The organism is Stutzerimonas stutzeri, assembly GCF_000590475.1.
Classification (GTDB): Bacteria; Pseudomonadota; Gammaproteobacteria; order Pseudomonadales; family Pseudomonadaceae; genus Stutzerimonas; species Stutzerimonas stutzeri_D.
Window position 1 is genome coordinate 3892127 of the sequence record NZ_CP007441.1, and the last position, 24226, is coordinate 3916352.

Here is a 24226-nt window from a genome sequence, read left to right on the forward strand (position 1 = left end):
ACGCGAATCGGCGTCGAAAACTGCGGCGCAGATTAGCACAGCACTCGCCTGCAAGCCCCGACACCGCACGTCGCCTACCCTGCCGACGAACGGGCTTTGTTCTACGCTGAATCACAGCAGTCCCACACAATTACAAGTTCTGGAGACTCACCATGCGTTACGCCCATCCCGGCAGCGAAGGCGCTGTCGTTTCCTTCAAGTCCCGTTACGGCAATTACATCAACGGTGAGTTCGTCGAGCCGGTCAACGGCCAGTACTTCACCAACCTGTCCCCGGTCAACGGCCAGCCCATCGCCGAATTCCCCCGTTCCGACGCCGCCGATATCGAAAAGGCCCTCGACGCTGCCCATGCCGCCGCCGATGCCTGGGGCAAGACCAGCGCGCAGGCGCGCTCGCTTGTCCTGCTGAAGATCGCCGATCGCATCGAGCAAAACCTCGAAATGCTCGCCATCACCGAAACCTGGGACAACGGCAAAGCCGTGCGCGAGACGTTGAATGCCGACATCCCGTTGGCCGCCGATCACTTCCGCTACTTCGCCGGCTGCATCCGCGCCCAGGAAGGCACCAGCGCCGAGATCGATGAACACACCGCGTCCTACCATTTCCACGAGCCACTGGGCGTGGTCGGACAGATCATCCCGTGGAATTTCCCGATTCTGATGGCCGCGTGGAAGCTCGCCCCGGCGCTGGCTGCAGGCAACTGTGTCGTGTTGAAACCCGCCGAGCAGACGCCGCTGGGCATCGCCGTACTGATGGAAGTCGTTGGCGACCTGCTGCCACCCGGCGTGCTCAACATCGTCCAGGGCTATGGTCGTGAAGCCGGCGAGGCCCTGGCGAGCAGCAAGCGCATCGCCAAGATCGCTTTCACCGGCTCCACCCCGGTGGGCTCGCACATCATGAAGCGCGCCGCTGAGAGCATCATCCCGAGCACCGTGGAGCTGGGCGGCAAGAGCCCAAATATCTACTTCGAAGACATCATGCAAGCCGAGCCGACCTTCATCGAGAAAGCCGCCGAGGGTCTGGTCCTGGGCTTCTTCAACCAGGGTGAAGTTTGCACCTGCCCATCGCGGGCGCTGGTACAGGAGTCGATCTACGGCCCCTTCATGGAAGCGGTGATGAAGAAGGTCTCGCAGATCAAGCGCGGTGACCCACTGGATACCGACACAATGGTCGGCGCCCAGGCCAGCCAGCAGCAGTTCGACAAGATCATGTCCTACCTGGAGATCGCCAAGCAGGAAGGCGCCGAAGTGCTCACCGGGGGCGGCGTGGAGAAGCTCGAAGGCTCGCTCGCTACCGGATACTACATCCAGCCGACGCTCCTTAAGGGCACGAACAAGATGCGTGTGTTCCAGGAGGAAATATTCGGCCCGGTGATCGGCGTGACCACCTTCAAGGACGAAGCCGAAGCCCTGGCCATCGCCAACGACACCGAGTATGGGCTGGGTGCCGGCGTCTGGACCCGCGACATCAACCGCGCCTACCGCATGGGCCGGGCGATCAAGGCCGGACGTGTGTGGACCAACTGTTACCACCTCTATCCCGCCCACGCGGCGTTCGGCGGCTACAAGAAGTCCGGCGTCGGCCGCGAGACGCACAAGATGATTCTTGACCACTACCAGCAGACCAAAAACCTCTTGGTGAGCTACGACATCAATCCACTGGGATTCTTCTAGCAGCCCTGAAAAGGTGCCCGCCCGCGCTGCAAGGCGTCGGGTTGGGGCACCCGTTGCTCCTTTCCCTTCCCAATAGCCTTGGAAACGCTCAAGACAGCTCGAAGGCACAGCGCTTGCTTTAACGATCCTGCCGTACCCGAACCCATCAGAGGATGATTCCCATGGCTCTCGAACACAGCAGTGCGACACCCCCGACACACGCCATCGATTTCGAAGCAGTTGGCAGCACCTATTTCAAGGAACGCGAACTGAAGAAAGGCGCCGCCGGGTGGGTCCTGCTGGTGGGCCTGGGCGTTGCCTACGTGATCTCCGGCGACTATGCCGGGTGGAACTTCGGCCTAGCCCAGGGGGGCTGGGGCGGACTGTTCATCGCCACATTGCTGATGGCGACCATGTACCTGTGCATGTGCTTCTCGCTCGCCGAACTCTCCTCAATGATTCCCACCGCGGGCGGCGGTTATGGCTTCGCCCGTAGCGCCTTCGGCCCGCTGGGCGGCTTCCTCACCGGCACGGCGATCCTCATCGAATATGCCATCGCGCCGGCCGCCATCGCGGTGTTTATCGGCGCCTATTGCGAGTCGCTATTCGGCATTGGTGGTTGGGCGATTTACCTCGCGTTCTACATCATCTTCATCGGCATCCACATATTTGGTGTCGGCGAGGCGTTGAAGCTGATGTTCGTCATTACCGCAATCGCGGCGCTGGCGCTGGGTGTGTTCATCGTGGCGATGGTGCCGCACTTCTCGGTCGACAAGCTGCTGGACATCGCACCGACCACCGCCGCTGGCGCCAGCAGTTTCCTGCCCTACGGTTACGTCGGCATCTGGGCGGCGATTCCCTATGCAATCTGGTTCTTTCTCGCGGTCGAAGGCGTGCCGCTGGCGGCCGAGGAGACCAAAAATCCGCAGCGCGACATGCCCCGTGGGCTGATCGGCGCCATGCTCATTCTGGCCGCCTTCGCTGGGCTGATCCTGCTGGTCGGCCCCGGTGGCGCGGGTTCCAGCACCATGGTCGAATCCGGCAATCCGCTGGTCGAAGCGCTGACCACCGCCTACGGGTCGTCGACCTGGATGAGCGGCTTCGTCAACCTGGTGGGTCTGGCTGGGCTGATCGCCAGCTTCTTCTCGATCATCTACGCCTATTCCCGGCAGATCTTCGCGCTGTCGCGGGCAGGCTACCTCCCGCGCAAGCTGTCGCTGACCAACAAGAACAAGGCGCCGGTCATGGCACTGGTGATTCCGGGCATCATCGGCTTTCTGCTCTCGCTGACCGGCCAGGGCGATCTATTGATCCTGGTGGCGGTGTTCGGTGCGACCATCTCCTACGTGCTGATGATGGCCTCGCATATCGTCCTGCGCATGCGCCGTCCGGATCTGCATCGCCCGTACAAGACACCCGGCGGCGTGCTGACCTCCGGCGGGGCGCTGGTGCTGGCCTGCATCGCGGTGGTCGCCGGATTCTTGGTCGACCCACGGGTGGTGATCGCCGCCGTGGTGATCTACGGGATATTTATCGCCTACTTCGCCTTCTACAGCCGGCACCATCTAGTGGCCGGTACGCCGGAAGAAGAGTTTGCGGCGATCGAGAATGCCGAAGCGACGTTGAAGTAGTTTAGTAGGGTGGGCTTTAGCCCACCGAACCGTGCACATCATTGGCTGACTGAAGCAGGCCGGGTTCGCGTACGAGCTTATGTTGGAAATGAGCATGTCGACTGGCTCGCAAATGAGACTGCTTTCAACGCAGTAACGCCAATGCAGGTGATGTTCAGGACCTGCTACGGGAGACGGAGCATGGCGGGATACATTCACAGCGTAGGCGGCACGACCTGGCGCTTCGACAGCCTGCGTGAGGTCATGGCCAAAGCCAGTCCGGCGCGCTCCGGCGATTTTCTCGCTGAAGTCGCGGCGGCCAGCGATGCCGAGCGCGTCGCCGCGCAGATGTGCCTGGCGCAAATCCCGCTCAAGCGCTTTCTCGACGAAGCGCTGATCCCTTATGAAACCGATGAAGTCACCCGCCTGATCATCGACGGCCACGACGCCGAAGCCTTCGCCCCGGTCAGTCACCTGACCGTCGGCGATTTCCGAAACTGGTTGCTGGGCGATGCTGCCGATGAGGCTGCACTGAAAGCACTGGCACCGGGGCTGACGCCTGAAATGGTCGCCGCGGTATCGAAGATCATGCGCGTGCAGGACCTGATCCTGGTTGCGCAAAAAGTCCGCGTGGTCAGCCGCTTTCGCAATACCATCGGCCTGCGTGGACGCATGTCCACTCGCCTGCAACCCAACCACCCCACCGACGAGGCCGCCGGCATCGCCGCGAGCATTGTCGACGGCTTGCTCTACGGCAACGGGGATGCGGTGATCGGCATCAACCCGGCCACCGACAGCACCAGCGGCATCTGCGAGCTGCTGAAAATGCTCGACGCCATCATCCAGCGTTACGAAATCCCGACCCAAGGCTGCATCCTCACCCACGTCACCACCTCCATCGAGGCGATCAACCGTGGCGCGCCGCTGGACCTGGTGTTTCAGTCCATCGCCGGCACCGAAGCGGCCAATACCAGCTTCGGCATCAACCTGGCGGTGTTGCAGGAAGGCTACGAGGCCGGCCTGTCGCAGAAGCGCGGCACGGTCGGGGACAACCTGATGTACTTCGAAACGGGCCAGGGCAGCGCTTTGTCGGCCAACGCACACCATGGCGTCGACCAGCAGACCTGCGAGGCCCGCGCCTATGCCGTGGCGCGCAAGTTCAAGCCACTGCTGGTCAATACCGTGGTCGGTTTCATCGGCCCGGAATATCTTTACAACGGCAAGCAGATCATCCGCGCCGGGCTGGAAGATCACTTTTGCGCCAAGCTGCTCGGCGTGCCCATGGGTTGCGACATCTGCTACACCAACCACGCTGAAGCCGATCAGGACGACATGGATGTACTGCTCACCCTGCTCGGCACTGCTGGCATCAACTTCATCATGGGCATCCCCGGCTCGGACGACGTAATGCTCAACTACCAGACCACCTCGTTTCACGATGCCCTGTACCTGCGCCAGAGCCTGGGCCTCAGACCCGCACCGGAATTCGAGGCATGGCTGGCAAAGATGGACATCCTGCGCCAGGACGGCGGCCGCTTACACATGGGCAGTCAACTTCCACCGGCCTTCCGTCAGGCTCTGGAGCGAATGGCATGACGCCGTATCCGCGTAACGGGCTCTCGGTTACAGATTCGGCGGGTTGCTTGCATGGAATCGCCAGCAAGCTGGCTCGGACAGGTGCGGCACGGCCTGTTTTCTTTAGGTGCCAGCAGGCTGGCGACCAAGAACACCTAACAGCTCTAAACTCAGCCTCATTACATCAGGCCGCCGCTTCGGCAGACCCCTGCGCTGCTTGCGCGGAAGACAAAACGGAGCAACTGAAATGAGCACGCGTGCTCCACCCCCGACCACCGTCACCAATCCCTGGGCTCACCTGCGCCAGCTCACTCCGGCCCGCATTGCTCTCGGCCGCGCCGGGGCCAGCCTGCCTACGGACGCTCAGCTGGATTTCCAGTTCGCACATGCCCAGGCCCGCGATGCCGTGCATCTAGCGCTCGATACCGAAGACCTGGCCGCGCAACTTGAACAGTGTGGCCATCGCATCCTGCTGTTGCACAGCGCCGCCCCGGACCGCGACACCTATTTGCAGCGGCCGGATCTGGGGCGGCGATTGAGCGACGATTCGGCCCAGCGGGTAAATGATCATGCGCAGCAATACGCGGCAGGCTACGACCTGGCCATCGTCATCGCCGACGGCCTGTCCGCACTCGCCGTGCAACGTCACGCCCTGCCCTTGCTCCAGCGCATCGAGGAGCAGATCGAAAAGGACGGTTGGAGCCTCGCGCCGATCTGCCTGGTGCAACAAAGCCGCGTCGCGCTGGGCGACGAGGTCGGTGAGCGGCTCAAGGCGAAAATGGTGGTGATGCTCGTGGGCGAACGCCCCGGCCTGAGCTCGCCGGACAGCCTCGGCCTGTACTTCACCTACGCACCGAAAGTCGGCCGCACCGATGCCGACCGCAACTGCATCTCCAACATCCGCCTGGAGGGCTTGAGCTACAACCTCGCCGCCCACCGCCTGATCCACCTGATGCGCGAAGCCTGTCGCCGCCAGCTCTCCGGGGTGAACCTCAAGGACGAAGCGGAAGTGCTCAGCCTGGACGACGGCACGCCGAAGACTGGCAACTTCCTACTGAGTTGAATCGCGGCCGTTTCGATGTGCCGCAAGCCGACTCACCGGGCGACCGCTTCAGACTTCCGGCAATACCACTACCGCGTCGATTTCGAACAACATTCCATCCAGCGCCAGCCGCGGCACCGGAATCAGCGTGCAGGCTGGCTTCATTTGCACACCGAAGGCCCGCTCGAGCTCCTCACCGAGCACGCCCAATCGCTGCTCACTGTGATCGACGATCAAAACCGTAAATTTGGCGACTTGTGACGGCTCACCGCCTGCAGCTTCGATGGCTATCAGCAGATTGGCCATGGCCTGTCGCACCTGCTCACGAAAATCGTCCGAGAGCCGACCGTCCTCCGCCTCCCCGCCTTGCCCCGCAATGAACGCCAACCGATTGCCAGCTGGCACGACGGCTATATGGGAGTAGCCATTTGGCGTGGGGTCGTACAGGCCAGGCGGATTGATCAGCGTCGGTCTGGATGAAGTTTTTGGATCGGTCATGACATCCCTCCAAGCTTAAGCACAAGGAAACGCCAGCGCTTCTGCCTCTTACCATAGCGGAGCGCCAACGCGGTTACGACGGCAGCTTGCCGAGGCCCTACGCCCCGCTTAAGGTTGAGGCCCCTGGCTGGAAGCATCTTCATGTGGTCTTTTCGCGATTGGCGCCGCAAGCGCATCCTCGCCCGCTTCGCCATCGAGCCCGCCATCTGGCAGCGCGTGCTCGACAGCCTGCCGATTCTCGACGGCTTGAATGCCGAGGAAACCGAGCGGCTCCGCCAGCGCAGCATCTTGTTCTTGCATGCCAAGCGAATCACCGCCCTCCCCGGCGTCGAACTGCAAATGGAAGACCGCCTACGATTGGCGGCCCAGGCCCAGCTGCCGCTGCTGCATCTGGCCGACCTCAACTGGTATCAGGGCTTCCATGAGATCGTTATCTACCCAGGCGATTTCCACAGCCCACAGAAGCATCGCGACTCGGCTGGCGTGGTGCATGAGTGGGACGGCGAGCACAGCGGCGAGGCCTGGCTGCAAGGCCCAGTGATCCTGGCGCTGCCAGGTGTCCAGGAAAGCGGCAACTGGGAAGGCTACAACCTGGTAATTCACGAATTGGCGCACAAGCTGGACATGCTCAACGGCGACGCCAACGGCTTGCCGCCGCTGCACAGCAGCATGCGCATCGACAACTGGGCGACCGCGATGCAGCGCGCCTACGATTCGCTCAATACCACCCTGGATGCCGATCCAAACGCCGAAACCCTGATCGATCCCTACGCGGCAGAGAATCCGGCTGAATTTTTTGCGGTCACCAGCGAGTACTTCTTCGCCGCGCCAGACCTGTTGCATGCCGCCTACCCCGACGTCTATCAGCAGCTTGCCGCCTTCTATCGCCAGGATCCGCTGGCACGCTTGCGGCGCCTACAGGACAGCCATCCGCAATACGCGGAACCTCACTGACTTCCGACCGTCGAATGCGCGCATTGCCTGGCCGCGAAGGTCCGCCATCGCTGGCATGGCAAAACGCCCGACAGTGCGCCTATAATCGGGCCCACTTTTTTCGCCCCAGGCCGCTTCGGCCGACCACGGAGCAATGTCCATGAGCTACAGCAAAGTCCCGGCCGGCAAAGACCTGCCAAACGACATCTACGTCGCCATCGAAATCCCGGCCAACCACGCGCCGATCAAATACGAAATCGATCACGACACCGACTGCCTGTTCGTCGACCGCTTCATGGCCACCCCAATGTTCTATCCGGCCAACTACGGTTTCATCCCGCACACCCTGGCCGACGACGGCGACCCGCTCGACGTACTGGTCGTGACCCCCTACCCGGTTGCCCCAGGCTCCGTCATCCGCTGCCGTCCGGTCGGCGTACTGAACATGACCGACGAAGCCGGCGGCGACGCCAAGCTGATCGCCGTCCCGCACGACAAGCTGAGCCAGCTGTATGTGGACGTGAAGGAATACACCGACCTGCCGCCGCTGCTGATCGAGCAGATCAAGCACTTCTTCGAGAACTACAAGGATCTGGAGAAGGGCAAGTGGGTCAAGGTCGAAGGCTGGGAAGGCGCCGACGCCGCCCGCGCCGCCATCATCAAAGCTGCCGAGGCTTATCAGAAGTAAGCCGAAGCACTGAAGAAAAGCCGGCCACAAGCCGGCTTTTTTATTGCCTACATTCCGTCCTGAATAAGGTTTGCGTCTCCGCGTCATTCGCTGGAGGACGCTTAGGTTAGACGTCTCGGTTACGCCGACCGCTTAGGGTACGGTTACGACCAGCCTGGCGAGCTATTCCCGGCGCCACCAGACTCGGTCGAACCTAGGTGAGCGCAATCTGGCCCGTGACGCTTCTATAGATAATGCTTTTGGATGATCCACCGCTACCGTAACCACGGCTTGGGGCGCATCGTCATCACTGCGAGTTCCAATAGAGCGACCCTTTGGCCATCGTCCAGCGAAGGGCTTTCGCTGATCCAGGCTACGCGTGACGACCCTCGCCACCACCAACGCCATCGCGCACGAACAGACCGACGAGTACCTGATAAACAGAACAGATAGCCGGATAATAATTTCCCTGCGGCGTCGCACCTCGTCTCGCCTAAATTCCAGAGCACCCCCACAAAAACAAGAGGTGCAACCCCATGATGAAAATACCTTTGGCAGCAAGCCTGTTGCTGACTGCCCTGGCAAGTACCGCGCTTGCCGGTGGAGGCCAGTCGCATGGCAAACGCGACGAGCTGGCGCGGCTCCCCGTTGTCCAACCGACCGGTAGCTGCTCGTCGCTGTCTGCTATTGATCTCACGACGATCGGCGGAGCCGGCAGTCGCGTGGTCACGGCTCAGCAGCAAGTGACCGATAGCGGCGTTGCCATCTGCGCGGTTGAAGGGGTGCTGGCGCCCAGCATCGGGTTCAAGGTGGAGCTTCCTACACAGACCTGGACCCAGCGATACCTACAGGTCGGCTGCGGCGGGCTATGCGGGCGCATTTCCCTCAATGCCCCGGCCGCCGAGGGCTGCGTTCCGCTTGAGGCAGACCGTTTCGTAGTCGCCAGCACAGACATGGGCCACCAGGATAGCGGTGGCGCTTTCGGCACGGATCCGCAGAAGCGCGCCGACTTCGCCCACCGCGGGGTACACCTGACGGCTCTGGCCTCGAAGGCTCTGATCGAAGCGTTCTACGGACAGCAACCGGCACACTCCTACTTCAGCGGCTGCTCGGATGGCGGGCGCGAAGCGTTGGTCGAAGCGCAGCGGTATCCGGATGACTTCGATGGCATCGTTGCTGGCGCACCCGCCATGAACTTCCAGGTACAGAACTCCCTGCTTCACGGCTGGCAGGCTCAGGTCAACAAGGGCCCGAATGGGCAAGCCGTCCTTGTTGCCTCCCGTCTGCCGCTGCTGCATCAGGCCGTGCTGGCTCAATGCGACGGGCTCGATGGTCAGCTTGATGGACTGCTCACCGACCCCAGAGCCTGTCAGTTCGATCCCGCCACCATTCAATGTGCGGATGATGAAAGCACAAGCCAGTGCCTGACCGCCGCAGAAGTCCAGACCGTCCAGAAGATCTACTCGGGCCCTGTTGATGTCGAGACGGGAGAGCGGCTGGCCGTCGGCGGCCCACAACCGGGATCGGAACTGGCCTGGGCAGGCGTATTCGTACCGGAGACGGCCGATGGACAATTGTTCAGCGAAACCATCGCCCTCGATGCGCTGCGCTATTTGACCTTCGAACAACCGGCACAACCGGACTTCACCCTGGACCAGCTGACCTTTACCGCCGAGACCTTCGACCGCCTACGCGCTCGCCACCCGCTGTTCGACTCGACAAACCCCGACCTGTCGGCCTTTGCCCGTCAGGGTGGCAAGCTGATCCTCTGGCACGGCTGGTCGGACAATCACATCTCCCCCATTAACACCATTGCTTACCACGAAGCGCTCCAGCGCTACATGGGCCAGCGCCAGGTCAATCGGTTCGAGCGCTTGTATCTGGTACCCGGGATGTACCACTGCAGTGGTGGCGAAGGGCCGAGCGAGATGGATCTGCTGACCCCGGTCATGCGCTGGGTCGAAACCGGACAGGCACCAGACGAAATCATGGTGCGCGCGGAAGAGGAAGAAAGCACGACCGTCGCCACGCAAGCCAAGTCCAAAGGGAAAGCGCATGGTAAGCCGGTACAGGCCGTCGAGGGTCGCCCCGTCTATCCATACCCTTACGTCGCTCGGTACATCGGCCGCGGTCACTCGGACAACGGCGGACACTACAAGCGCGGCGCGCCTCTGACCAACGCGCCGACGCCCAGCTGGCGAGGCTCGGATTTCTATACGCCTTATCCGCCGCGCGAGCTCTAACCCCAGCTAGCAGCCGGCTGGATAAATAAAACAGATATCCGGTTAACGATTTACCAGACGCTTATTCACCTGGGTGCGCTTAAAGTCGGACCACCCGAATACGAGGGAGACCGGTTCGTTACCGGTCTCCCTCTCGTCTACAAAAACAAAAGGTGAGCGCTATGGGTAATGCCACAGTCGATATCAAGACGTGGATCGATGATCGGCCTATCTCCGGCTACCAGTGGCTGATTCTGGGGCTGTGCTTTCTGATCGTCGTATTCGATGGCTTCGATGTTGCAGTTATGGGATTCATCGCCCCTTCGCTGATGCAGGAATGGGATCTGTCACGGGCCGCCTTCGGGCCGGTCATGAGTGCCGGCATGGTCGGCCTGGCGATCGGTGCGCTGGCGGCCGGCCCTTACGCCGACCGTTTCGGTCGCAAGACCGTCCTGCTCACCGCCGTCACCGTCTTCAGCGCCTTGAGCCTGGCCTGCGCCTTTGCCCGCAATCCATATGAGCTGGCCGGCCTGCGCCTGGTCATCGGAATCGCGCTGGGCGCCGCGCTGCCCAATACCACCACGCTGGTGTCGGAATATCTTCCGGCGGGAAAGCGCGCCCTGCTGATCACCCTGATGTTTACCGGATTCAACCTCGGCTCGGGCGGCGGCGGCTTCCTCGCGGCCTGGTTGCTGCCCACCCATGGCTGGGAATCGGTGCTGGCCGCTGGCGGCGTGCTGCCCCTGCTGCTGCTTCCCTTCCTCTGGCTGTTCCTCCCCGAGTCTGCCCGCTTCCTCGCCGCTAGCAAGGCACCCGCGCACAGGATTGCCGCAGTGCTGAACAAAATCGGTGGGCGCTTCGATGGCAGCACCCGTTTCGTCACCAGCGACTCCAGCGATTCCAGCGAACCGACCAAGACGCCGGTACGCATGCTGTTCAGCGACAAGTACCGCTTCGGTACCCTGGCCCTGTGGCTGACCTATTTCATGGGCTTGCTGGTCATCTATCTGATGATGGGCTGGCTGCCAACGCTGCTGCGCGATGGCGGCGTATCCATCGAGCGCGCCGCGACCATCACCGGGCTGTTCCAGATCGGCGGCACCGTCGGTGCGCTGGTGGTCGGCTGGCTAATGGACCGCCGCAACCCCAACCGGGTGATTGCCGGCTCCTATGCCCTGGGCGGAGCCTGCATCCTGCTGCTCGGCGCGTTCAGCCTCGAATCCAGCCTGCTGACGCTCGGCGTGATCGCTGCCGGCTTCTGCATGAGCGGCGCACAAACCGGCCTCAATGCTTTCGCCCCGAATTACTATCCGACTGAATTCCGCGCCACGGGTGTGAGTTGGATGCTCGGCATCGGTCGCTTTGGCGCCATCTTCGGCTCCCTGGTGGGCGGAGTGGTGCTTAGCATGGGCCTTGGCCTGCCGACACTCTTCGCCCTCCTGGGCGTGCCTGCATTCATCGCGGCCCTGGCGATCCTCGCCAACGGCCATGCCGCTCGCCACGCCAACCGCGCCGTTGCGGCGCACTGACACTAAAAGGACTGACACATGGCACGCATCATCGGCGGCCTCGCCGTATCGCATACTCCGACCATCGGTTTCGCGGTGGATCACGACAAACAGACCGAGGCGGCCTGGGCGCCGATCTTCGAGAGCTTCGAGCCGATCAAGCAATGGCTCGGCGAGAAGAAGCCCGACGTGCTGTTCTACATCTTCAACGACCACGTCACCTCGTTCTTCTTCGACCACTACGGCGCGTTCTCGCTGGGTGTCGATGAACATTACGACGTCGCTGACGAAGGCGGCCACGCCCGTGACCTGCCGGGCGTCGGCGGGCATGCTGCGCTGTCGCGGCATATCGGTGAGAGCCTGATGGCCGACGAATTTGACATGAGTTTCTTCCGCGACAAGCCGCTGGACCACGGCTTCTTCTCGCCGATGTCAGCGCTGCTGCCGCATGACGGCGGCTGGCCGGTGGAAATCGTCCCGCTGCAGGTCGGTGTGCTGCAATTCCCGATCCCCAGTGCGGCGCGTTGCTACAAGCTTGGCCTGGCGCTACGCAAGGCCATCGAAAGCTACCCCGAAGATCTGAAAGTGGCGATCGTCGCCACTGGCGGCCAGTCGCACCAGGTGCATGGCGAGCGCTGCGGCTTCAACAACACCGACTGGGACGAGCAGTTCACCGACCTACTGGTGAACGACCCGGTCAAGCTGACCGAGATGACCATTGCTGAATACGCCACCCTTGGCGGGCTGGAAGGCGCCGAAGTGATCACCTGGCTGATCATGCGCGGCGCGCTCTCGGCGCAGGTCAACAAGGTGCACCACGGTTACTACCTGCCGTCGATGACAGCCATCTGCACACTGCTGCTGGAAAACCAGGACCAGCCGCTGCCGGTCGCGGCCATCGAACGCCACCGCGCGCACATGCAGCATCAGCTGGACGGCGTGGAGAAGCTCGAGGGTACTTACCCGTTCGACCTTGCCCGCAGCGCCAAGGGCTACCGGCTGAACAAGTTCCTGCGGCGGATGATCGAGCCAACCTGGCGCGAGCGCTTTCTCAGCGAGCCCGAAGCCCTGTTCGAAGAATCCGCGCTGACCGAGGAAGAGCGCGACATGCTGCGCCGCCGCGACTGGCGCGCGCTGATCCAGTACGGCGCGATCTTCTTCGGGCTGGAAAAGCTCGGCGCCGTGGTGGGGGTTTCCAACCTGCACATCTATTCGGCCATGCGCGGACAGACGCTCGAAGAGTTCCAGAAGACCCGCAACCAGCAGGTCACATACGGGGTCGCGCGCAAGAGCTGACCCCACGCGGGCGGCCCATGTCGCCCGCTCGCTCCACCCGTGCCGGACCACAACAACTACAAAAAAGAGACTAACAATGACGCCACGTGCCTGGTTGTTCCCGCTGTTCGCCGCCGGCCTCGCTGCCTGCGCGCAGGTTCCGAAAGCCGATCAGAGCGCCGCGGCCACGCCCGACGCTGCGGCCAAGCCCGCCATCAGCGTCACCCTGCTAGGCACCGGCACCCCGACGCTGAGCGCCGACCGGTTCGGCTACTCCACCCTGATCCAGGCTGGCGGCCTGAACTTGGTATTCGACGCCGGCCGCGGCTCGAGTATCCGGCTGTCACAGCTTGGCGTTCCGCTGGGCAAGGTGGACGCCACCTTCATCACCCACTTCCATTCCGATCACCTCAACGGCCTGGCCGACCTCTGGGCGACCAGCCTGTTGCCGACCCCGCAGAACCGTCGCACCACGCCGTTCCAACTCTACGGACCGACCGGCATCGAGCCGATCGCCGACGCGATGTACGCCATGTTCGCGCCCGACGTCGACATCCGCGTTAAAGACGGCGAGATCAGCCGAGACATCGCCAAGATCGAAACCCATACCTTCAGCCACGACGGCGTGGTGTTCGAACGCAACGGGGTGCGCGTGACCGCGTTCGAAGTCGACCACGGCGAGGCGATCAAGCCGTCGTACGGCTTTCGCATCGACCACGCCGGGCACAGCGTGGTGCTGTCAGGCGATACCCGCTATGACCGGCGCGTGCTCGAGGCGGCGCGCGGCGTCGACCTGCTGGTTCACGAGGTTTGCATCATCGCGCCGGAGTCGGCCAATGACGCCTGGGCCAAGCCGATCCTCGGTCATCACACCTCACCGGAAGAGGCCGGCCGTCTGTTCAGTGAAGCCAAGCCGAAGCTCGCGGTGTACTCGCACATCTCGCGGCCGGGCCCGCGCAACGCCGCCAACGACGACGCGCACCTGCAGTCGCGCACCGAGCAGCTCTGGTCGGGCCCGCTGAAGGTCGGCACCGACCTCATGCGCATCGATATCGGCGACACGGTCACCGTGCATACCCCGGACAGCGGCGCATAAGCACGCCCGCCAGACGCTCCCGGCCCCAACGGTAAAAACAATCAAACCGGTGCCGGGCAGCGCGTGTCGCCCCATCGCTTCGCCAGCAAGTGGACTCCCAACCCAGCCGACAAGTAGGCGATCTGACAGGCGCGAGCCTGCTCGCGAATCGTCGATCCTTGCTCTGCCACCTTAGGCCAATGGCCCGGTGCCCGGCGGCTGGCGCTTCTGGATGTCCCGAATGACCTCGCGGATCTGTTCCATCAGCGCCGCCGCCGGTGGTGAATGCAGGCCGCCGGCCCGGTAGATCAGACCGATCGGTCGGGTGGTATGGCGCAACGGCAAGGGCAGCGGCTGCAGTTCGCCCGAGTCGATCTCATGTTCCAGCTGATGTGCCGAAACCGCGGCCAGCATGTCCGACTGCAACAACAGCCCGCGAATCAGCGCCAGGTCGCCGGTTTCGACGATCGGTCTCGGCGGGGCGATGCCGAGTTCGGCAAAGCTGGCGTCGAGCTTGGCGCGCGCTGGCGTCGAGGCGCGCGGCAGCACCCAGCGCGCCTGCGCCAGATCCTGCGGCGTCAGGCGCTTGGCTCCGAGGGCATGTCCGCGCCGCGCCAGCACCACCATTTCCTCAATGAGCAGCTGCTCGCCGTGCAAGTCACTGGCGTATTCGGCCGGGCGCAGCGCGCCGAAGACAAAGTCCAGATCCCCGGCGCGCAGCTCGGTGGCCAGCAGATCGAATGGACTTTCGTTGGTCATCACCTGCACGCCGGGGTGCGCTGCGGTCAGCCGCACGATGGCTTCAGGCAGGATGCGTGTGCGTCCGAGCGGCAAGGCGCCAACGTGGATGGCGCCGTGCAGCGCGCCCTGGGTCGGTTGCAGCCCGCGCGGTGTGCGCTCGAACAGCCGCTCGCCGCACCCGTCCTCCAGCACCTTGAGCGCCGCGCTGACGGCCGGCTGGCTGAGCCCGAACAGATTGGCGACCGTCTGCATATGGTGGGTTTCGCAGAGTTTGACGAATAGCTGCAGGCGCCGCGCCTGATACAGATACAGCGGCTCGGTGGTCTGACCGGGATCGCGCCCGAGCAGAAGCGGGACACTTTCCAGCTCGGCCAGCACGCGTTGCGCACGGGGCAGCACCCGAGCGCCCGGATCGGTCAAACGCATACCGTTGGCGTGGCGCTCGAACAGCGCCACGTCCAACCGCGTTTCCAGATCGGCGATGGCTCGCGTTACCACCGACTGGGCGCGATAGAGCATCGACGAGGCACGGGAAACGCTGCCCTGATCCGCTACACGAACGAAGGCGCGCACCTGCATCAGGTTCGGAAGATCGCGGCTCATAGCGCTCGAAGCTCCTCGGGGCGGCGGACGGCGCCACTATGCCGCCGACATGGCGGTGGGGCAATAAATAAAAGGTATGGCGCGAGCCGTCGATTGCATTTCAACCGACAGGCGCCGCGGTGCCATCCTCTTCGCATCGCAAGAGGAGCCACATACCATGTCGCAACAACAAAAAACCGCCCTCGTCGTCAGTGCCCATTCCGCCGACTTCGTATGGCGCGCAGGCGGCGCCATCGCCCAGCACGTCAAGCTCGGCTACGCCGTGCATATTGTTTGCCTGTCATTTGGCGAGCGTGGCGAGTCCGCCAAGCTCTGGCGCAAAGGCGAGATGACCGAAGAAAAGGTCAAGACCGCCCGCCGCAGCGAGGCCGAAGCCGCTGCCGAAGTGTTGGGTGCCAGCGTTGAATTCTTCGACATCGGCGACTACCCGATGCGCGCCGACAAGGACACCCTGTTCCGCCTGGCCGACGTTTTCCGCCGCGTGCAGCCGGAATTCGTCTTGAGCCACTCGATCAAGGACCCTTACAACTACGACCATCCACTGGCGATGAACCTGACCCAGGAGGCGCGCATCATCGCCCAGGCCGAAGGCTATAAGCCGGGCGAGAAGATCGTCGGCGCGCCACCGGTGTATGCCTTCGAGCCGCACCAGCCCGAGCAGTGCGAGTGGCGCCCGGACACCTTCCTCGACATTACCGAGGTCTGGGACAAGAAGTACGCCGCCATCCAGTGCATGGCCGGCCAGGAGCACCTGTGGGAGTACTACACCCGCGTAGCCCTGCAGCGCGGCGTCCAGGCCAAGCGCAACATCGGCATCACCGCGAGCAAGAACATCATCTACGCCGAAGGCTTCCAGAGCGTGTTCCCACGCGTCGTCACGGAGAGCCTGGCATGAGCGGCCTCGTCGGCAAGACCGGCATCGTCGTGCGTAACATCGAGCGTGCCGACCGCGAGCTGATCAACGAACTGGGCCGCCATGGTGTCGCCACTGTGCACGAAGCCCAGGGCCGCAAAGGGCTGCTGGCGTCTAACATCCGTCCTATTCAGCAAGGCGTATCGCTGGCCGGCTCGGCCATCACCGTGCTGGTAGCGCCAGGTGACAACTGGATGTTCCATGTCGCGGTCGAGCAGTGCCGCCCTGGCGATCTGCTGATCGTCGCGCCCAGCTCGCCCTGCACCGATGGGTATTTCGGCGACCTCCTGGCCACATCGCTCAAGGCCCGCGCCGTGCGCGCCCTGGTGATCGACGCCGGTGTCCGCGACACTCATACTCTGCGCGAAATGGGCTTCCCGGTCTGGTCCAAAGCGGTCAACGCCCAGGGCACGGTCAAGGAAACCCTCGGTTCGGTGAACCTGCCGCTGATCTGCGGCGGGCAACTGGTCAACCCCGGTGACGTGGTGGTGGCCGACGACGATGGCGTGGTCATCGTGCGTCGCGACGAGGTGACTCAAGTGCTCGAGGCCACGCGCAAGCGCGCTGACGCCGAAGAGGCCAAGCGGGTGCGGTTGTCCAAGGGTGAGCTGGGGCTCGACATCTATAACATGCGTCCACGCCTTGCCGAGAAGGGCCTGCGCTACGTGGATCGCCTCGAAGACCTGGAAGGCTGATATGCGCCAGACCCGCATCCCATGCCTGCAGATGCGGGGAGGCACCTCCAAGGGTGCCTACTTCCTCGCCGACGATCTGCCAGCTGACACCACGCTTCGCGATCAGGTCCTGCTCGCCGTCATGGGCTCGCCGGACGCGCGTCAGATCGACGGCATTGGCGGTGCCGATTCGCTGACCAGCAAGGTCGCGATCGTGCGCCCGTCCACGCGTGACGATGCGGATGTCGACTACCTGTTCGCTCAGGTGGTGGTCAGCGAGCCACGCGTGGACTACGGACAGAACTGCGGCAACATTCTCGCCGGCGTAGGCCCGTTCGCCATCGAGCGAGGCCTGGTCCCGGTGCGCGGCGACGAGACGCCGGTGCGCATCTTCATGGAGAACACCGGCCAGATCGCCGTCGCCCATGTTGCAACGCCCGACGGCCAGGTGCGCTACGACGGCGATACCCGCATCGACGGCGTGCCCGGCGCGGCGGCACCGCAAGTGATCCAATTCGAGGACGTCGCCGGCTCCAGTTGCGGCGCCCTGCTGCCGACCGGCAATCCGCGCGACACCTTCGACGGCATCGCGGTGACCTGTATCGACAATGGCATGCCGGTAATCCTGCTGCGTGCCGAGGATCTCGGCGTCAGCGGCTACGAAACGCCCGGCGAGCTGAACGCCAACGAGCCGCTCAAGGCCCGTCTGGAAGCGATCCGCCTGCAGGCCGGCGCCTTGATGAACCTCGGCGACGTCAGCCAGCGCACCGTGCCGAAGATGTGTTTGATCGCGCCGCCGCGCGAAGGCGGTGCGCTGAGCACGCGCACTTTCATCCCGCATCGCTGCCATACGTCTATTGGCGTGTTCGGGGCGGTCAGCGCGGCCAGCGCCTGTCTGGTCGAAGGCTCGGTCGCTACAAAACTGGCCAATACTGGTGCCGGCGACGTGCGTCGCCTGTCGGTGGAGCATCCCACCGGTGAGTTCAGCGTCGAATTGCGCCTGCAGGACGGTCAGCTGGCCGGCTGTGGGCTGGTGCGCACGGCGCGTCTGCTGTTCGACGGTTTCGTCTGCATTCCCGGAGTGGTCTGGTCGGGCGACCACCCATCGGGCTCATAGGAGGCATCGACATGAAACTCGACAGCATCGGCCTGATCGGCTTCGGCGAAGCGGGCGGCATCCTGGCCGAAGACCTCGCCGCCCAGGGCATCACCGTGCAGGTCTATGATCGCCTGCTGGACGAGCCCGATCGCCGCGGCGAATTGGTAGCCAAGGCCGAACGCCTCGGCGTGCGCCTGTGCGACAGCACTGCCAGTGCGGTGCAGTCGGTGCCGCTGGTGATCTCGGCGGTTACCGCCGGCAGTGCGCTGGACGTGGCGAAGACGGCCGCGACCGCCATGCAGGCCGGGCAGCTGTTCATGGACATCAACTCGGTCGCGCCCGCCACCAAGCAGGCGGCCAGCGCGGCGCTCGAGCCGAGCGGCGCCGGTTATGTCGACGCCGCAGTGATGGCGCCGGTACCGCCCAAACGGCTGCAGACACCGATCCTGCTCGGCGGCCAGGAGGCGGTCGAACTCTCAGCGACGCTCAACGCGCTCGGCTTCGCGACACGTGTCGTGGCAGAACAGATCGGCGTCGCTTCGGCGATCAAGATGTGCCGCAGCGTAATGATCAAGGGTCTCGAAGCACTGACCACCGAATGCCTGAACACGGCGAGGCACTATGGCGCCGAGGCCGAAGTGCTGGCTTCGCTGCACAAGAGCTTTCCGTCGATGGGGTGGGACGGCGAGCTGCCTAGCTACCTCATCAGCCGCGTCGCCGAACATGGCCGTCGCCGTGCCGAAGAGATGGAAGAGGTCGCCGAGACGGTACGGGCCGCCGGCGTCGAGCCGCATATGAGCGAGGCAATCGTGCAGACCCAGCGCGGCCTGGTCGACGCCATCGCCGCACTCGGCCTGCGCTACGACGATCTCGCCCCCTTCGACTGGCAGCGCCTGGCCGACCGGCTACGCCAACACTGATTCACGCCGTTGCTCGTCATCCAAACGCCGCCCTGGCTCAACCGAGGCGGCGTTGTCGTCGGTGCCCATGGCAGTACCTGGATAGCCCCTGAGCAGCGGTTCTTGCAACATGCATTCTTGAATGTAAAAATCTCGTAAATGCGAGAGATTTTCGTTAACGGGCGGCGTATCTATGATGCCCCCGGCGGCCGGCGCGGCCGCAGCCTGTTTCTCAAACGCACCCAGGAGCCCCCAATGCCGCATCTCAAACCGTTCCGCCAGCTGGCCGCGCTGGTCCTCGGCGTCCTGCTCAGCACAACGGTGTTGGCCGAAACACGCACCATTGACAGCGCCTACGGGCCGGTCCAGCTCGAGGGCCACCCGCAGCGCGTCGTGGCGCTCGGCGACAACGCGCTCGATGCAGCCCTGTCGCTCGGCCTGCAACCGGTCGGTACGCTGGCCAGCCGCGGCGGCAGCGACGTGCCCGACTACCTCAAGGCCAAGGCTGGCGACATCGCCCTGGTCGGTACCGTCCGCGAGCCGAACCTTGAGGCCGTGCTGAGCCTGCAGCCGGACCTGATTCTTGCGTCCACCGAACTGCCGCGCGCGCAGTACGACAAGCTCAGCCTGATCGCACCGACCATCGTGCCCAAGGGCGGCTCGTTCCAGGACTGGCGCACGCTGTTCGGCGTCTATGCGCAGGCGCTCGGCGAGGCGGCAAAGGCCGATGAGCGCATCGGCGAGATCGATGCGCGCGTGGTCGCCCTGCGCAAGCAGCTGCCGGCCGACCAGCAGGTCAGCGTGGTGCGCTGGAACCCGCAAGGCCCGTTCCTGATGTCCAGCCGGCTATTCGTCGGCCAGCTGCTCGAGGCGCTCGGCTTCAAACCCAACACCCTGGCGACCGAAACCGAACGCCCGCACACCGACATCCTCAGCCTGGAAAACCTCGGCAAGGCCGACGGCGACTGGATATTCCTCGCCACGCTGAACCCCGACGGGAGCAAGGCGCTGGACGAGGCACGCGAGCAACCGGCGTTCAAGCGCCTCGAGGCGGTCAAGAACGACCACGTGGTCAGCGTCGACGGGCAGATCTGGAGCAGCAGCTCCGGCTATCTGGCCGCACAGCACGTGCTCGACGACGTGGAGCGAGCCCTGGCTGACTGATGCGCATGGCTCGTCTATCCCTGCCAACGGCGCTGCTCTTCGCAGCGCCGTTGCTGTTGCTGATGTGCCTGATCAGCCTGCTGCTTGGCGCCGGTGATCTCGGCGTCGGGCCGAGCCTGGCGGCGCTGCTGGGCGGCGGTGACGACGACGCCCGCTTCGTGGTGTTCGAACTGCGCGGGCTGCGCACCGAACTCGGCTTGCTGGTGGGGGTGGCCCTCGGTGCCGCGGGCCTGCTCTTGCAGACGGTCACGCGCAACCCGCTGGCCGAGCCCGGGCTGCTCGGCGTGAGCGCAGGCGCGTCGTTCGCCGTGGTGCTGGCGATCAGCCTCGGCGCGAGTGCCGGCAGCCTGAGTCTGATGGTTTCCGTGGCCGGGGCGATGATCGGTTGCGTGCTGGTACTGCTGGTCGAAGCGCGGTTGGTCGGGCGTTGCTCGATCCCGCTGCCGCTGATTCGGCCGCTGGCGGCGCTGGCACTCGGTGAGCGGGTCGCCAGCGGCCTGGGCCACCCCGATCGGCTTCTTCGGCCTGGTCGTGCCCTTTCTCGCGCGCCGTCTGGTGGGCAGCGACGTGCGCCGCACGCTGGCGCTGTCGGTCGTACTCGGGCCCTGCGTCGTACTGCTGGCCGACGTCCTGTCGCGCCTCCTGGTCCGCCCCTACGAACTGCCGGTGGGCGTGGTCACCGCATTCGTCGGCGCGCCGATTCTGATCGCGGTGGTGCGCAGCCATCGCTTGCCGACGCTGTGACATGAACACCATCACCCCCTCCCCGCTACAAGCGCCACCCGGGCACTGGCTGGTGCGTATCGGTGGTTTCCGTCTGCTGGTGCAGCGCCGCGGCTTGCTGGTCGGGCTTGGCCTGACGGTAGCGCTCGCGGTCGCGCTGCTCTGGCTGATGGCCGCCGGCACCGCGCTGACGCCCTGGCAGGCCTTGCAGGCTTCGCTGGGCAATGGGCGCGCGGCGCTGGGGGCTGCCGGCTGCCTGTTGCAGACGCTGGCGCGCAACCGCCTGGCGACGCCCGGGGTGATCGGCATCGATGACGGGGCGACCGCCTTGCCAACCAGCCTGGCGCCACCGATGCTGGCGCTGTCCGGCGCTACCACTGCGGCGGTGCTGACCTTCGCCCTGGCCATGGGCGCCGGCGGGCGGGGCTATAACCTGCTGCTGGCGCGCGCCGACATCGATGCGGCCAACGCCGCCTATCCATGGACGGTCGGCAGCCTCAATGCACGGCCGGCGCAATCGGTCTGGCTGCTCGCGATCGGCGTCGTCGTCGGCTTGCCCCTGGCCAAGCTGCTGGGTCACCCGCTGGCCTCGATGCGCTTTTCCGACAATGTCGCCACCGGCCTCGGCATCCATCTGTCTCGCATGCGCGTAGCAAGCCTGGCGCTGACCGTCTGGCTCACCGCGCTGGCCGTGGCAGTCGTCGGCCCGGTCGGGCTGACCGCCCTGGTCGCGCCTGAGACGGCGCGCTATCTGTGTCGCCAGCAGGGCGTGCCGATCCTGAATTCGGCGCTGGCCGGTGCCCTGCTGATGCTGATCGCCGATTGGGCCGGGCGCACGCTGCTCGCGCCAGTGGAGATCCCAGTGGGCATCATCATGGCGATCATCGGCGGCCCTTACCTGCTGTGGATCCTCCTACGCCAATCTTCCCGGACGCTGTCATGAGCGAAATTCCTTCCATCCTGATCGACGGTGCCCGCGCCGAGTCCCGTCTCGAAGCGCGCCAGCTGAGCATGGGCTATGGCGATACCGCGGTGCTGCGCGACCTCGATCTGCAGCTGCCCAGCGGCCAGGTCACCGCCATCGTCGGCCCCAACGGCTGCGGCAAATCCACGCTGCTGGCGGGACTGGCGAGGCTGCACAAGCCCAGCGCTGGCGCCGTGCTGCTCAATGGCGAGGCGATCAATCGTCTGCCAACCCGGGAGGTCGCGCGCCAACTTGCGCTGCTGCCGCAGGACGCCAGCGCGCCGGACGGACTGACTGTCGCCGAACTGATCCGCTTCGGTCGCCAGCCCCATCAGCGCCTGCTGCACCAGTGGAGCGAGCGCGACCAGGCGATCGTCGAGGCGGCGCTGCAGGTCGCCAACCTCACCGAACTGGCCGACCGCCCGCTGCAGTCGATGTCCGGCGGCCAGCGCCAGCGCGCCTGGATCGCCATGGCCATTGCCCAGGACACCCCGCTGCTGCTGCTCGACGAACCGACGTCGGCGCTGGACCTGGGCCATCAGATCGAGGTGTTCGAGCTCATCCGCCAGCTCGCCGCCGCCGGCAAGACCGTGGTCATGGTCGTGCATGACCTGGCCAGCGCCTGCCATTACGCCGATCACCTGGTCGCCATGCAGAACGGACGGGTGATCGCCGAGGGCGTGCCCAACGAAGTGGTCACACCAGAGTTGGTGCACGCCCTCTACGGTGTGCACTGCACGCTGCTGCGCGATCCGGTACATGGCTCGCCGATCATCGCCGGGGTGACGCGCCTGCCTAAGGCCGCGCCCTGAAGGTTCGGTGCGCCCTGCCGCTCATCGCCTGAATCTCTGTAACAGCGACGCGGATTTCGTTCGCTGTTCGAACAGTTTGGCGATTATCAGCTTGTTTACCGCCTGAGCGACTCGCAGAGTTGGCGCGGCGAACAGGAGGGCGTCAATCGGCCGTTTTGCGGACATACGCCTCGGCCGGCCGGCGCGCTGGCATTCTGGGCTTCACGCAGCGGCGTCTGACGGCGATTCGGCGAACTCGCAACTGATCGCGAGGCCCGGCGAGAGGGGTTCAAGAGGGTTGATGGCATTTCGCCTATAAACAATATGCATAGCCGGGCCACTGTTACGCATTGTTCCGGCCACAGAGACGCGTGCAACTATCCCGGACGACTTCAGAGCCGATCCGCCATGCGCCTGGGCGTAGGCGCAACGGGCGGACCGGTCGAGCCATGCGCGCGGTGATCACCACGCGCATGGCTTACAACAACAACAAAAGGAAACCGCAATGACCAGATTGTCGAAGATACTGCTCGCCCTCACGGTTGCCGGCACGTTAGGCCAGGCCGCACACGCCGCCGACGCGGAGGTGGTGCTCAAGGTGCACCATCAGCTTCCCGCGCACTCGGTGACCCAGGCCAACCTGCTCGAGCCGTGGGCAAAGAAGATCACCGAGGAATCGGATGGGCGCATCCAGTTCCAGTTCTATCCCTCGATGCAACTCGGCGGCACACCGCCCCAGCTGGTCGACCAGGTGCGTGACGGCGTTGCCGACATCATCTGGGCCCTGCCCGGCTACAACAGCGGTCGCTTCCCGCTGATTTCCGCCTTCGAGCAGCCCTTCATGAGCACCTCGGCCGAAGCCACCAGTCAGGCCATGTGGACCTTCATCGAGGAACACGGACAGAAGGAATTCCAGGGCATGCACCTGTTGGCCACCCACGTGACCGACGGCGCGCTGGTGCACACCACCAAGAAGCCGATCAAGAAGATGGCCGATTTCCGCGGCAAGAAAATCCGCGCGGCCAACCGCACCTCCACCAAACTGATCAGCCTGCTCGGCGGTACTCCGGTGGCAATGCCGGTGCCGCAGATTCCCGAGGCGCTGTCCAAGGGCGTGGTCGACGGTGCCATCGTGCCCTGGGACGTGGTGCCGGCGCTCAAGCTGCACGAGCTGGTCAAGTACCACACCGAGATGGCGCCCGGTCAGCCTGCGCTGATGTACACCACAGTGATCATCGCGATGAACTCGGCCGTCTACGACAAGCTGCCGGCGGACCTGAAAAAGGTGATCGACGACAACAGCGGGCTGGCGTTTTCGCGTCAGGCCGGTCGCCTGTTCGATACCCAGGTCGTCGAGACCGGCCATGCGCTGGCAAAGAAGGAAGGCAATGAAATCTACGTGCTGCCGATCGAAGAGCAGCAGAAGTGGATGAAGGTCGCCTCGCGCCTGGACAAGGACTGGATCGACGAAGTCGAGGACAAGGGCTACGACAACGGTGCCGCCCTGCTCCAGGACGCCCGCGACCTGGTCAAGAAGTACCAGCAGCAACAGTAATCCCGCTGAAGTGGCGCCGTCCCCGGGCTGGCGCCGCCCCCTT

The 24226-nt window shown here is 64.3% G+C and carries 20 protein-coding genes and 1 pseudogene; 19 read left to right on the plus strand and 2 right to left on the minus strand.

Features of this window, described 5'->3' with window-relative positions; all coding sequences use genetic code 11:
• Nucleotides 1–152 precede the first annotated feature (152 nt).
• From exaC to eutC, 4 genes are all read left to right on the plus strand, one after another.
• Nucleotides 153–1673, plus strand: a complete 1521-nt coding sequence (exaC, locus tag CH92_RS17705; RefSeq protein WP_025243097.1) for an acetaldehyde dehydrogenase ExaC — start codon at nt 153–155, stop codon at nt 1671–1673.
• A 161-nt stretch (nt 1674–1834) separates the two neighbouring features.
• A complete protein-coding gene (eat, locus tag CH92_RS17710; RefSeq protein ID WP_025243098.1) occupies nt 1835–3283 on the plus strand; it encodes an ethanolamine permease in 1449 nt (482 codons plus the stop codon).
• A 180-nt stretch (nt 3284–3463) separates the two neighbouring features.
• Nucleotides 3464–4858, plus strand: coding sequence for an ethanolamine ammonia-lyase subunit EutB (locus CH92_RS17715; protein WP_025243099.1), 1395 nt, complete (start codon nt 3464–3466; stop codon nt 4856–4858).
• A 226-nt stretch (nt 4859–5084) separates the two neighbouring features.
• Nucleotides 5085–5900, plus strand: coding sequence for an ethanolamine ammonia-lyase subunit EutC (eutC, locus tag CH92_RS17720; RefSeq protein WP_025243100.1), 816 nt, complete (start codon nt 5085–5087; stop codon nt 5898–5900).
• Nucleotides 5901–5948: 48 nt separating this feature from the next.
• Here the strand turns inward: eutC and CH92_RS17725 are convergent, their stop codons facing one another.
• Nucleotides 5949–6377, minus strand: coding sequence for a RidA family protein (locus CH92_RS17725; protein ID WP_025243101.1), 429 nt, complete (start codon nt 6375–6377; stop codon nt 5949–5951).
• A gap of 141 nt (nt 6378–6518) precedes the next feature.
• Here CH92_RS17725 and CH92_RS17730 point away from each other — a divergent pair, with 141 nt between their 5' ends.
• The 6 genes from CH92_RS17730 (at nt 6519) to CH92_RS17755 (ending at nt 14078) form a co-directional block, all read left to right on the plus strand.
• Nucleotides 6519–7331: a zinc-dependent peptidase gene (locus CH92_RS17730; protein WP_025243102.1), complete on the plus strand. Its 813-nt coding sequence runs from the start codon at nt 6519–6521 to the stop codon at nt 7329–7331.
• A gap of 139 nt (nt 7332–7470) precedes the next feature.
• Nucleotides 7471–7998: an inorganic diphosphatase gene (ppa, locus tag CH92_RS17735; RefSeq protein ID WP_015275614.1), complete on the plus strand. Its 528-nt coding sequence runs from the start codon at nt 7471–7473 to the stop codon at nt 7996–7998.
• 518 nt (nt 7999–8516) lie between these two features.
• Nucleotides 8517–10220, plus strand: coding sequence for a tannase/feruloyl esterase family alpha/beta hydrolase (locus CH92_RS17740; RefSeq protein ID WP_025243103.1), 1704 nt, complete (start codon nt 8517–8519; stop codon nt 10218–10220).
• A gap of 161 nt (nt 10221–10381) precedes the next feature.
• A complete protein-coding gene (locus tag CH92_RS17745; protein ID WP_025243104.1) occupies nt 10382–11728 on the plus strand; it encodes an MFS transporter in 1347 nt (448 codons plus the stop codon).
• An 18-nt stretch (nt 11729–11746) separates the two neighbouring features.
• Nucleotides 11747–13003, plus strand: a complete 1257-nt coding sequence (locus CH92_RS17750; protein ID WP_025243105.1) for a gallate dioxygenase — start codon at nt 11747–11749, stop codon at nt 13001–13003.
• A gap of 76 nt (nt 13004–13079) precedes the next feature.
• Nucleotides 13080–14078 carry an MBL fold metallo-hydrolase gene (locus CH92_RS17755; RefSeq protein WP_025243106.1) on the plus strand — a complete coding sequence of 333 codons (999 nt, stop codon included), beginning with the start codon at nt 13080–13082 and terminating at the stop codon, nt 14076–14078.
• A gap of 171 nt (nt 14079–14249) precedes the next feature.
• Here the strand turns inward: CH92_RS17755 and CH92_RS17760 are convergent, their stop codons facing one another.
• Nucleotides 14250–15401 (minus strand): LysR family transcriptional regulator, encoded by a 1152-nt coding sequence (locus CH92_RS17760; protein ID WP_025243107.1) that lies wholly within the window; start codon nt 15399–15401, stop codon nt 14250–14252.
• 157 nt (nt 15402–15558) lie between these two features.
• Here CH92_RS17760 and galB point away from each other — a divergent pair, with 157 nt between their 5' ends.
• The 9 genes and pseudogenes from galB to CH92_RS17810 all read left to right on the plus strand — a co-directional run bounded on the left by galB (nt 15559) and on the right by CH92_RS17810 (nt 24183).
• Complete coding sequence (gene galB / locus CH92_RS17765; RefSeq protein WP_025243108.1) at nt 15559–16296, plus strand: 4-oxalmesaconate hydratase; 738 nt, start codon at nt 15559–15561, stop codon at nt 16294–16296.
• Nucleotides 16293–17009, plus strand: coding sequence for a 4-carboxy-4-hydroxy-2-oxoadipate aldolase/oxaloacetate decarboxylase (locus CH92_RS17770; protein ID WP_025243109.1), 717 nt, complete (start codon nt 16293–16295; stop codon nt 17007–17009). Before galB ends, CH92_RS17770 begins: the two co-directional genes overlap by 4 nt.
• Nucleotide 17010: 1 nt before the next feature.
• The gene (locus tag CH92_RS17775) at nt 17011–18105 is read left to right on the plus strand and encodes a 4-oxalomesaconate tautomerase (RefSeq protein WP_025243110.1); all 1095 of its coding nucleotides are present in this window, start codon (nt 17011–17013) and stop codon (nt 18103–18105) included.
• A gap of 11 nt (nt 18106–18116) precedes the next feature.
• Nucleotides 18117–19007: an NAD(P)-dependent oxidoreductase gene (locus CH92_RS17780; protein ID WP_025243111.1), complete on the plus strand. Its 891-nt coding sequence runs from the start codon at nt 18117–18119 to the stop codon at nt 19005–19007.
• A gap of 234 nt (nt 19008–19241) precedes the next feature.
• Complete coding sequence (locus CH92_RS17790; protein ID WP_025243113.1) at nt 19242–20150, plus strand: ABC transporter substrate-binding protein; 909 nt, start codon at nt 19242–19244, stop codon at nt 20148–20150.
• Nucleotides 20150–20894, plus strand: a pseudogene (locus CH92_RS17795) (FecCD family ABC transporter permease). Before CH92_RS17790 ends, CH92_RS17795 begins: the two are co-directional and overlap by 1 nt.
• A 1-nt stretch (nt 20895) precedes the next feature.
• Nucleotides 20896–21816, plus strand: coding sequence for a FecCD family ABC transporter permease (locus CH92_RS17800; protein ID WP_025243114.1), 921 nt, complete (start codon nt 20896–20898; stop codon nt 21814–21816).
• Nucleotides 21813–22649 carry an ABC transporter ATP-binding protein gene (locus tag CH92_RS17805; RefSeq protein WP_025243115.1) on the plus strand — a complete coding sequence of 279 codons (837 nt, stop codon included), beginning with the start codon at nt 21813–21815 and terminating at the stop codon, nt 22647–22649. Before CH92_RS17800 ends, CH92_RS17805 begins: the two co-directional genes overlap by 4 nt.
• Before the next feature lie 484 nt (nt 22650–23133).
• Complete coding sequence (locus CH92_RS17810; RefSeq protein WP_025243116.1) at nt 23134–24183, plus strand: TRAP transporter substrate-binding protein; 1050 nt, start codon at nt 23134–23136, stop codon at nt 24181–24183.
• Nucleotides 24184–24226: the final 43 nt, after the last annotated feature.

Bases quoted from the DNA above. Each gene is read 5' to 3' on its own strand.
- CH92_RS17805 (WP_025243115.1), top strand. From the start codon at position 21,813: ATGAGCGAAATTCCTTCCATCCTGATCGACGGTGCCCGCGCCGAGTCC.
- CH92_RS17755 (WP_025243106.1), top strand. From the start codon at position 13,080: ATGACGCCACGTGCCTGGTTGTTCCCGCTGTTCGCCGCCGGCCTCGCT.
- CH92_RS17770 (WP_025243109.1), top strand. From the start codon at position 16,293: ATGAGCGGCCTCGTCGGCAAGACCGGCATCGTCGTGCGTAACATCGAG.
- CH92_RS17730 (WP_025243102.1), top strand. From the start codon at position 6,519: ATGTGGTCTTTTCGCGATTGGCGCCGCAAGCGCATCCTCGCCCGCTTC.
- eutC (WP_025243100.1), top strand. From the start codon at position 5,085: ATGAGCACGCGTGCTCCACCCCCGACCACCGTCACCAATCCCTGGGCT.
- CH92_RS17715 (WP_025243099.1), top strand. From the start codon at position 3,464: ATGGCGGGATACATTCACAGCGTAGGCGGCACGACCTGGCGCTTCGAC.
- eat (WP_025243098.1), top strand. From the start codon at position 1,835: ATGGCTCTCGAACACAGCAGTGCGACACCCCCGACACACGCCATCGAT.
- CH92_RS17780 (WP_025243111.1), top strand. From the start codon at position 18,117: ATGAAACTCGACAGCATCGGCCTGATCGGCTTCGGCGAAGCGGGCGGC.
- ppa (WP_015275614.1), top strand. From the start codon at position 7,471: ATGAGCTACAGCAAAGTCCCGGCCGGCAAAGACCTGCCAAACGACATC.
- CH92_RS17750 (WP_025243105.1), top strand. From the start codon at position 11,747: ATGGCACGCATCATCGGCGGCCTCGCCGTATCGCATACTCCGACCATC.
- CH92_RS17810 (WP_025243116.1), top strand. From the start codon at position 23,134: ATGACCAGATTGTCGAAGATACTGCTCGCCCTCACGGTTGCCGGCACG.
- CH92_RS17745 (WP_025243104.1), top strand. From the start codon at position 10,382: ATGGGTAATGCCACAGTCGATATCAAGACGTGGATCGATGATCGGCCT.
- CH92_RS17800 (WP_025243114.1), top strand. From the start codon at position 20,896: ATGAACACCATCACCCCCTCCCCGCTACAAGCGCCACCCGGGCACTGG.
- CH92_RS17775 (WP_025243110.1), top strand. From the start codon at position 17,011: ATGCGCCAGACCCGCATCCCATGCCTGCAGATGCGGGGAGGCACCTCC.
- CH92_RS17725 (WP_025243101.1), bottom strand. From the start codon at position 6,377: ATGACCGATCCAAAAACTTCATCCAGACCGACGCTGATCAATCCGCCT.
- CH92_RS17790 (WP_025243113.1), top strand. From the start codon at position 19,242: ATGCCGCATCTCAAACCGTTCCGCCAGCTGGCCGCGCTGGTCCTCGGC.
- galB (WP_025243108.1), top strand. From the start codon at position 15,559: ATGTCGCAACAACAAAAAACCGCCCTCGTCGTCAGTGCCCATTCCGCC.
- CH92_RS17760 (WP_025243107.1), bottom strand. From the start codon at position 15,401: ATGAGCCGCGATCTTCCGAACCTGATGCAGGTGCGCGCCTTCGTTCGT.
- exaC (WP_025243097.1), top strand. From the start codon at position 153: ATGCGTTACGCCCATCCCGGCAGCGAAGGCGCTGTCGTTTCCTTCAAG.
- CH92_RS17740 (WP_025243103.1), top strand. From the start codon at position 8,517: ATGAAAATACCTTTGGCAGCAAGCCTGTTGCTGACTGCCCTGGCAAGT.